The organism is Acidovorax sp. HMWF018 (assembly GCF_003061035.1).
Classification (GTDB): Bacteria; Pseudomonadota; Gammaproteobacteria; order Burkholderiales; family Burkholderiaceae_C; genus Acidovorax; species Acidovorax delafieldii.
This window is the reverse complement of record NZ_QAIM01000192.1, coordinates 1-3,171: the sequence shown is the minus strand read 5'-3', so window position 1 is coordinate 3,171 and position 3,171 is coordinate 1. Positions and strand designations below refer to the sequence as shown.

Sequence of the window (3,171 nt, the reverse complement as noted above, 5' to 3'; positions counted from 1 at the left end):
TGCCGGGGGGAAAGGGGGGCCAAGCTTGCCATGGGGCGCGAGTGTAGGCGACGGGGGCTGTCGCAATCGTTCAATACCGACTCGGCGCTGCGCTGCAGCATGTGGGGCATGAACTCGTCCACAGTCACCACGTCCTCTGTTACTTCTCCCACTCATCCCCCCACGCCTGCAACGCCACGCGGCCCGCGAACCCGTTGGTGGGGCCTGCCGCTGCTGCGCGCCATGCGGGCCGACTACCTGGGCTTTGTCACCCAACTGCAGCGCGAGCATGGCGACCTCACCCGCATGCGCTTAGGGTATGAAGATGCGTGGGACCTGATGCACCCCGACCTCGTGCGCGAGGCACTCGTCACCCATGCCGACCAGCTCATCCGCTGGGAGCGTGGCATGGAGGTGTTTGAAGAAGTGTTTGGCCAGAGCGTGCTGGTGACCGAAGGCGACACCTGGCAGCGCCAGCGCCGCATGCTGATGCCCGCCTTCACTCCCAAGCGGGTGGCAGGCTACGCACAACTGATGACCGATGCCGCCCGCAGCGCGCTTGAAGCGGCCGTGCCCCCGGGCCAGCCCGGCGCCCAGGTGGCAGTGGATGCGCTCTGGACCGATGTGGCCATGGATGTGATCCTGCGCACGCTGTTCAGCACCTCGGCGCAGGCCGATGCGCGCGAAGCCGCCTGGGCCACGCAGACGTTGTCGGAAGCCGCCTTCCGCGAAATGTTCATGCCCTTCACGCTGCCCGACTGGCTGCCCCTGCCGGGCAAGGCGGCCAAGCGGCGGGCTATCCGGTCGTTGAAGGGCTTGGTCTGGCGCCACATCCATGCCCGCCAGGCCGAGGTGCCACCGCCCGATGCCCCTGCGCGCACGGACCTGCTGCAGATGCTGCTGGCCCTGCGCGACGAGGAAACCGGTGAGGCCTTGTCTGCGCAAGAGGTGTTTGACCAGTGCATCGTCAGCTTCCAGGCCGGACACGAAACCAGCGCCACCACGCTGCTGTGGTGGACCCTGCTGATGGCCCAGCACCCCGAGGCCGCGCAGCGCGCCCAGGCCGAGGTCGATGCCGTGCTGCAGGGCGGCACCCCCGGCCCCGAGCATCTGGCCCAGCTGCCCTGGCTGGGCGCCACGCTCAAAGAGGCGCTGCGCCTGTACCCTCCGATTGCCGCGCTGATGAGCCGCCGCACCACCGCGCCCATCACGCTGGGCGGCGTGCCGGTGCCCCAGGGCGCCATGCTGCGCATCACCCCTTGGGTGCTGCACCGCGATGCGCGCTGGTTTGCCGAGCCGGACCGTTTTGTGCCCGAGCGGTTTCTGGACGGCGCTCCGTCCATTCCTCGGGGCGCGTGGATTCCGTTCGGCCTGGGGCCTCGCGTGTGCATTGGCCAGCACTTTGCGATGCTGGAGATGACGCTGCTGGCGGCCATGCTGTTGCAGCGGTACACGGTGCGGCTGCCGGTCGGGGGCGCCGTGCGGGCCCCCAGGTTTCAAGTGACGCTGCGGCCGGACGGAGCGTCCGCGCTATGGCTGCAGCGGCGTGGGTGACGCTGCCGACAGCCGGCTTCAGGGCAGCTCTGCGCCGCCCATGCGTCCCAGGATCGTGCGTGTCCGTCCTGCCAGATACGCCGAGCCGGGCGTTTTCTCAAAGCGCTTGGGCGCGGGCAGCATCACGGCCAGGCGCGCGGCTTCGGCAGTGCCCAGGCGGCTGGCGCTTTTGCGGAAGTAGTGCTGCGCGGCCGCCTCGGCGCCGAACACGCCTTCGCCCCATTCCACGTTGTTGAGGTAGATCTCCAGGATGCGCTGCTTGGAGAGCAACTGCTCCAGCGCCAGTGTGAGAACAAACTCCTGCCCCTTGCGCAGCAGCGTGCGTTCGCCCGACAGCAGCAGGTTCTTGGCCAGCTGCTGGGTGATGGTGGAGCCACCCCGGATCTTGGGCGCACGCACCGGGCGCTCGGGGGCACGGGCCTGCGCCTTGCTGGCCAGGGCTTCGGCCTTGGCGTTGCGCTCCCAGGCTTTTTCGATGGCGTTCCAGTCCACGCCGTCGTGGTTCACAAAACCATCGTCTTCCGAGGCGATGACGGCGCGCTTGAGGTGGTCGGAGATGTCCGCGTACGGCACCCATTGCTGGCGCCAGGGCACGTGGCCTTTGCTGGCCAACAGCGTCCAGGCTTCAGAGCGCTGGAAGGTGGTGGATTGGGGGTTGATCGCCACCATGGCGGCAATGCGCAGCACGAAGAACAGCTGCAACGCCACGAAGGCGATCACCAGCAGTCCCAGCCAGCGCAGCACGGCTTTCATCGGGGCGTCCTCGGGGCTCAGGCCGCAATGGATTGCTGCATTTCGCGCAGCACCTGGGCCGAAGGCGGGCGCACACCGCGCCACAGCAAGAAGGCTTCAGCGGCCTGTTCCACCAGCATGCCCAGGCCGTCACGGGGCTCCGCACCGTGCTGGCGCGCCCAGTCGAGGAAGCCTTGCGCTGCGGGGCCGTACATCATGTCGTAGGCCAGAGCGCCCGGGCGCAGCACGCTGGCGGGGACCGGCACACCGCCGCCAGAGAGGCTGCTGGCCGTGGCGTTGATGATCACATCGAAATTGGCCGATAGCGCTAGTGGATCTTGTGCCGACAGCTCTGCTTTTTGTAGCGCTGCCAGTGCGCTGTGCGACTGCACCAGCGCTTGCGCCTTGGCCAGGGTGCGGTTGGCCACGGTGATGTGGCGGGCGCCTGCCAGCAGCAGCGGGCCCAGCACACCTGCGGCCGCGCCACCGGCACCCACCAGCAGTACGTCGCGCCCGGCCAGCGACACCCCTGCGTTGTGCGTGATGTCGGCCACCAGGCCCAGACCGTCGGTGTTGTCGGCGTAGATGCTGCCGTCGGCGCGAAAGGTGAGCGTGTTGGCGGCGCCCGCCAGCCGCACGCGTTCGCTGCACTCGGTCGCCAGGCCCGGCGCGTCGGTCTTGAAGGGCACGGTGACGTTACAGCCGCGCCCGCCCTCTGCCGCGAACTCGCGCACGCCTTGGGCAAACCCATCCATGGGCACCAGGCGGCGTTCGTAGGCAATGTGTTCACCGGTCAGCTCGGCAAAACGGGCGTGGATGGCAGGCGAGCGGCTGTGGGCGACCGGGTTGCCCATCACGCAGTACAGGTCGGCAGGGGAGGCGGGGGATGTCATGGGTGGCTAGGGC

3 protein-coding genes are annotated in these 3,171 nt (G+C 68.6%); 1 reads left to right on the top strand and 2 read right to left on the bottom strand.

Going from position 1 to position 3,171, the window contains the following annotated elements:
* On the top strand, window positions 1-1,533 hold a 1,533-nt coding region (locus DBR23_RS07145), incomplete at its 5' end, for a cytochrome P450 (RefSeq protein ID WP_369882094.1).
* Window positions 1,534-1,551: 18 nt separating this feature from the next.
* On the opposite strand, the gene mtgA is transcribed toward DBR23_RS07145, so the two are convergent.
* Entirely contained in the window at window positions 1,552-2,286 is a 735-nt protein-coding gene (mtgA, locus tag DBR23_RS07140; protein WP_056066393.1) for a monofunctional biosynthetic peptidoglycan transglycosylase, read from the bottom strand.
* Between the two features lie 17 nt (window positions 2,287-2,303).
* The gene (aroE, locus tag DBR23_RS07135; protein WP_108497781.1) at window positions 2,304-3,158 is read right to left on the bottom strand and encodes a shikimate dehydrogenase; all 855 of its coding nucleotides are present in this window, start codon (window positions 3,156-3,158) and stop codon (window positions 2,304-2,306) included.
* Window positions 3,159-3,171: the final 13 nt, after the last annotated feature.

What these genes read in the sequence shown, in the direction of transcription:
- mtgA (WP_056066393.1), bottom strand. Translation starts at nt 2,286, where the DNA reads ATGAAAGCCGTGCTGCGCTGGCTGGGACTGCTGGTGATCGCCTTCGTG.
- aroE (WP_108497781.1), bottom strand. Translation starts at nt 3,158, where the DNA reads ATGACATCCCCCGCCTCCCCTGCCGACCTGTACTGCGTGATGGGCAAC.